The 6,088-nt window shown below is 54.4% G+C and carries 3 rRNA genes; all 3 read left to right on the top strand.

Features of this window, described 5'->3' with window-relative positions:
* Positions 1 to 253: 253 nt before the first annotated feature.
* Positions 254 to 1,775 (top strand): 16S ribosomal RNA (locus AB0O81_RS13920).
* A 436-nt stretch (positions 1,776 to 2,211) separates the two neighbouring features.
* Positions 2,212 to 5,317 (top strand): 23S ribosomal RNA (locus AB0O81_RS13915).
* Positions 5,318 to 5,415: 98 nt separating this feature from the next.
* Positions 5,416 to 5,532, top strand: a 5S ribosomal RNA gene (gene rrf, locus AB0O81_RS13910).
* Together the 16S, 23S and 5S rRNA genes form the textbook arrangement of a ribosomal RNA operon.
* Positions 5,533 to 6,088: the final 556 nt, after the last annotated feature.

Raw genomic sequence — 6,088 nt, 5'->3', positions numbered from 1 at the left:
GATTGTGAAGTTGCCCTTCTGGCGAGGCTGTGAAGCTGAGTGGGAGGTGCGTCCGATCCTTGAGAACTCAACAGCGTGCACTTGTCAAATGCCAAATAACCTCTATTCAACTTCGGTTGGATGAGATTCCTTTGGATCAAAGTCCAATCCTTCTTCCGGAGGGGTTGGCGTATGGATTGTCAGTATTGACATCCTTTTGGTCAGTTCAAACTCGCTGCTTTCAGCCTATTCCGGTTGTTGGTAGCAAATTTCTTTTACGGAGAGTTTGATCCTGGCTCAGGATGAACGCTGGCGGCGTGCTTAACACATGCAAGTCGAACGGTGAAGCCCAGCTTGCTGGGTGGATCAGTGGCGAACGGGTGAGTAACACGTGAGCAATCTGCCCCTGACTCTGGGATAAGCGCTGGAAACGGCGTCTAATACCGGATATGAGCTACGGCCGCATGGTCGGTAGTTGGAAAGAATTTCGGTCAGGGATGAGCTCGCGGCCTATCAGCTTGTTGGTGAGGTAATGGCTCACCAAGGCGTCGACGGGTAGCCGGCCTGAGAGGGTGACCGGCCACACTGGGACTGAGACACGGCCCAGACTCCTACGGGAGGCAGCAGTGGGGAATATTGCACAATGGGCGCAAGCCTGATGCAGCAACGCCGCGTGAGGGATGACGGCCTTCGGGTTGTAAACCTCTTTTAGCGAGGAAGAAGCGAAAGTGACGGTACTCGCAGAAAAAGCGCCGGCTAACTACGTGCCAGCAGCCGCGGTAATACGTAGGGCGCAAGCGTTATCCGGAATTATTGGGCGTAAAGAGCTCGTAGGCGGTTTGTCGCGTCTGCTGTGAAAACTGGAGGCTCAACCTCCAGCCTGCAGTGGGTACGGGCAGACTAGAGTGCGGTAGGGGAGATTGGAATTCCTGGTGTAGCGGTGGAATGCGCAGATATCAGGAGGAACACCGATGGCGAAGGCAGATCTCTGGGCCGTAACTGACGCTGAGGAGCGAAAGGATGGGGAGCAAACAGGCTTAGATACCCTGGTAGTCCATCCCGTAAACGTTGGGAACTAGTTGTGGGGTCCATTCCACGGATTCCGTGACGCAGCTAACGCATTAAGTTCCCCGCCTGGGGAGTACGGCCGCAAGGCTAAAACTCAAAGGAATTGACGGGGACCCGCACAAGCGGCGGAGCATGCGGATTAATTCGATGCAACGCGAAGAACCTTACCAAGGCTTGACATATACGAGAACGGGCTAGAGATAGTCAACTCTTTGGACACTCGTAAACAGGTGGTGCATGGTTGTCGTCAGCTCGTGTCGTGAGATGTTGGGTTAAGTCCCGCAACGAGCGCAACCCTCGTTCTATGTTGCCAGCACGTAATGGTGGGAACTCATGGGATACTGCCGGGGTCAACTCGGAGGAAGGTGGGGATGACGTCAAATCATCATGCCCCTTATGTCTTGGGCTTCACGCATGCTACAATGGCCGGTACAAAGGGCTGCAATACCGTAAGGTGGAGCGAATCCCAAAAAGCCGGTCCCAGTTCGGATTGAGGTCTGCAACTCGACCTCATGAAGTCGGAGTCGCTAGTAATCGCAGATCAGCAACGCTGCGGTGAATACGTTCCCGGGTCTTGTACACACCGCCCGTCAAGTCATGAAAGTCGGTAACACCTGAAGCCGGTGGCCCAACCCTTGTGGAGGGAGCCGTCGAAGGTGGGATCGGTAATTAGGACTAAGTCGTAACAAGGTAGCCGTACCGGAAGGTGCGGCTGGATCACCTCCTTTCTAAGGAGCATCTGGCATTCTTCGGAATGTCCAGGCGCCAGATTGAGAACGTATGTTTCTCACTGGTTAGCTCATGGGTGGAACATTAGACAAGATGCCGTTCGGGACTTCCTGAACTTAGTACGCTGCTTGCAGCTGGAACGGTTTTGGTGGAAGCGTCGGCATATGCACGCTGTTGGGTCCTGAGGGACCGGATGAACTTGGATGTTTTTGACATGCAGGTTTTGACGAACCTCTGGACTTTTTGCTGTTGCCGGCTTTGGCTGGTTTCGGTGGAGGGTACCGCCCGTACTTTGAGAACTACACAGTGGACGCGAGCATCTTTGAGATGACACTTTTTGGTGTTGTCTCATGAAAGATGATCTTAAAGATCATTAGTCAATTTCAGATTCCATGCCTTCGGGTGTGGGGTCGAGTTTTGATTCAACTCATGTGATTTCAAGTCTTTAAGAGCAAACGGTGGATGCCTTGGCATCTGGAGCCGAAGAAGGACGTAGCAATCTGCGATAAGCCTCGGGGAGTGGATAAGCACACTTTGATCCGAGGATTTCCGAATGGGGAAACCCCGCTGGGCAGCGTGCTGACCTGGTGACTCCCGCCTGAATATATAGGGCGGGTAGAGGGAACGTGGGGAAGTGAAACATCTCAGTACCCACAGGAAGAGAAAGCAACCGCGATTCCGTTAGTAGTGGCGAGCGAAACCGGAACAGGCTAAACCGAGTACGTGTGATATCCGGCAGGAGTTGCGTATTCGGGGTTGTGGGACTTTTCAGACTGGTCTGCCGATCAGTCGGCGTTACAAGAAGGTATAGACGAACAGTTTTGAATGGCTGGTCATAGAGGGTGCGAACCCCGTAGTCGAAATGCTTCTCTTGACGCGAAGAGTATCCCAAGTAGCACGGGGCCCGAGAAATCCCGTGTGAATCTGTCAGGACCACCTGATAAGCCTAAATACTCCCAGATGACCGATAGCGGACAAGTACCGTGAGGGAAAGGTGAAAAGTACCCCGGGAGGGGAGTGAAATAGTACCTGAAACCGTTTGCTTACAAACCGTTGGAGCCTCCCTAGTAGGGGTGACAGCGTGCCTTTTGAAGAATGAGCCTGCGAGTTAGCGATATGTGGCGAGGTTAACCCGTTGAGGGGTAGCCGTAGCGAAAGCGAGTCTGAATAGGGCGATTCAGTCGCATGTCCTAGACCCGAAGCGAAGTGATCTATCCATGGCCAGGTTGAAGCGACGGTAAGACGTCGTGGAGGACCGAACCCACTTAGGTTGAAAACTGAGGGGATGAGCTGTGGATAGGGGTGAAAGGCCAATCAAACTTCGTGATAGCTGGTTCTCTCCGAAATGCATTTAGGTGCAGCGTTGCGTGTTTCTTGCCGGAGGTAGAGCTACTGGATGGCCGATGGGCCCTAAAAGGTTACTGACGTCAGCCAAACTCCGAATGCCGGTAAGTGAGAGCGCAGCAGTGAGACTGTGGGGGATAAGCTTCATAGTCGAGAGGGAAACAACCCAGACCACCAACTAAGGTCCCTAAGCGCGTGCTAAGTGGGAAAGGATGTGGAGTTGCTTAGACAACCAGGAGGTTGGCTTAGAAGCAGCCACCCTTGAAAGAGTGCGTAATAGCTCACTGGTCAAGTGATTCCGCGCCGACAATGTAACGGGGCTCAAGCACGCCACCGAAGTTGTGGCATTGATATTTATTGGTAGGCCTTCGTGGTCCAGCCGTATTGATGGGTAGGAGAGCGTCGTGTGGCCAGCGAAGCGGCGGTGTGAACCAGCCGTGGAGGCCACACGAGTGAGAATGCAGGCATGAGTAGCGAAAGACGTGTGAGAAACACGTCCTCCGAAAGACCAAGGGTTCCAGGGTCAAGCTAATCTTCCCTGGGTAAGTCGGGACCTAAGGCGAGGCCGACAGGCGTAGTCGATGGACAACGGGTTGATATTCCCGTACCGGCGAAGAACCGCCCAAACCAATCCAGTAATGCTAAGCATCTGAATCCCCTAGATGGATCCCTTCGGGGTGAAGCGTGGGGCCTAGCGTGCGACCCTATGCTGGGGCGGTTAGCGTATTAACAGGTGTGACGCAGGAAGGTAGCCCAGCCCGGCGATGGTTGTCCGGGTGCAAGTGCGTAGGCCGAGTGGTAGGCAAATCCGCCACTCATTAAGGCTGAGACACGATGCGGATAATAAGTGGGTGATCCTATGCTGCCGAGAAAAGCATCGACGCGAGGTTCTAGCTGCCCGTACCCCAAACCGACTCAGGTGGTCAGGTAGAGAATACTAAGGAGATCGAGAGAATCGTGGTTAAGGAACTCGGCAAAATGCCCCCGTAACTTCGGGAGAAGGGGGGCCTTCGGCGTATAGGGACTTGCTCCCAAAAGCGTTTGGAGGCCGCAGAGACTAGTGGGTAGCGACTGTTTACTAAAAACACAGGTCCGTGCTAAGTCGCAAGACGATGTATACGGACTGACGCCTGCCCGGTGCTGGAAGGTTAAGAGGACCGGTTAGCCGCAAGGCAAAGCTGAGAATTTAAGCCCCAGTAAACGGCGGTGGTAACTATAACCATCCTAAGGTAGCGAAATTCCTTGTCGGGTAAGTTCCGACCTGCACGAATGGCGTAACGACTTCCCAACTGTCTCAACCGCGAACTCGGCGAAATTGCAATACGAGTAAAGATGCTCGTTACGCGCAGCAGGACGGAAAGACCCCGTGACCTTTACTATAGCTTGGTATTGGTGTTCGGTGTGACTTGTGTAGGATAGGTGGGAGACGTTGAAGCAGGGACGCTAGTTCTTGTGGAGTCATTGTTGAAATACCACTCTGGTCATTCTGGATATCTAACTTCGAACCGTAATCCGGTTCAGGGACAGTGCCTGGTGGGTAGTTTAACTGGGGCGGTTGCCTCCCAAAAAGTAACGGAGGCGCCCAAAGGTTCCCTCAACCTGGTTGGTAATCAGGTGTCGAGTGTAAGTGCACAAGGGAGCTTGACTGTGAGACTGACAGGTCGAGCAGGGACGAAAGTCGGGACTAGTGATCCGGCAGTGGCTTGTGGAAGCGCTGTCGCTCAACGGATAAAAGGTACCTCGGGGATAACAGGCTGATCTTGCCCAAGAGTCCATATCGACGGCATGGTTTGGCACCTCGATGTCGGCTCGTCGCATCCTGGGGCTGGAGTAGGTCCCAAGGGTTGGGCTGTTCGCCCATTAAAGCGGTACGCGAGCTGGGTTTAGAACGTCGTGAGACAGTTCGGTCCCTATCCGCTGCGCGCGCAGGAAATTTGAGAGGATCTGACCCTAGTACGAGAGGACCGGGTTGGACGAACCTCTGGTGTGTCAGTTGTTCCGCCAGGAGCACCGCTGATTAGCTACGTTCGGGATGGATAACCGCTGAAAGCATCTAAGCGGGAAGCCGGCCTCAAGATGAGATTTCCATGCCTTCGGGCGAGAGGCTCCCAGCCAGATTACTGGGTTGATAGGCCAGATGTGGAAGCGTGGTAACACGTGTAGCTGACTGGTACTAATAAGCCGATGACTTGATAACACACCGTTTAAGGTGCTGCGTCCACTGAGTGGTTCTCGATGTACGGTCGAGAACCGCATAACAATTGATTGTTATGCTGATTGAAACATCAATAGTGTTTCGGCGGCCATAGCGTGAGGGAAACGCCCGGTTACATTCCGAACCCGGAAGCTAAGCCTCACAGCGCCGATGGTACTGCAGGGGGGACCCTGTGGGAGAGTAGGACACCGCCGGACTTCTTTTAGTGAATTGGCCACCCAATGTTGGGTGGCCTTTTCGCGTTAACAATCGTTGCCGCCTGCTGGTGGGCTGCGGGAGGATTACGAGTATGGCCGATGACACCCCCCGAGGCAACGATCACGATCGTGATCGTGACGGCCGACACAACAACACCCCACGCAAGCCCCACCAATCACGTGACGGGGAACGCAAAAGCTACCCACCCCGTGATGGGGAACGGAAGAGCTACCCTCCTCGTGATGGGGAACGTAAGTCGTACCCTCCTCGTGACGGGGAACGTAAGTCGTACCCTCCTCGTGACGGGGAACGTAAGTCGTACCCACCTCGTGACGGGGAACGTAAGTCGTACCCACCTCGTGACGGGGAACGTAAGTCGTACCCTCCTCGTGACGGGGAACGTAAGAGCTACCCACCCCGTGATGGGGAACGTAAGAGCTACCCACCCCGCGACGGGGAGCGGAAGAGCTACCCTCCTCGTGATGGGGAACGTAAGTCGTACCCGCCCCGTGATGGGCAGCGGAAGCCTTACCAGTCGCGTGATGGGGAACGGAA

Source organism: Microbacterium sp. NPDC076911, from assembly GCF_040687125.1.
Lineage (GTDB): Bacteria > Actinomycetota > Actinomycetes > Actinomycetales > Microbacteriaceae > Microbacterium.
This window is presented reverse-complemented; position numbering and strand designations above follow the sequence as displayed.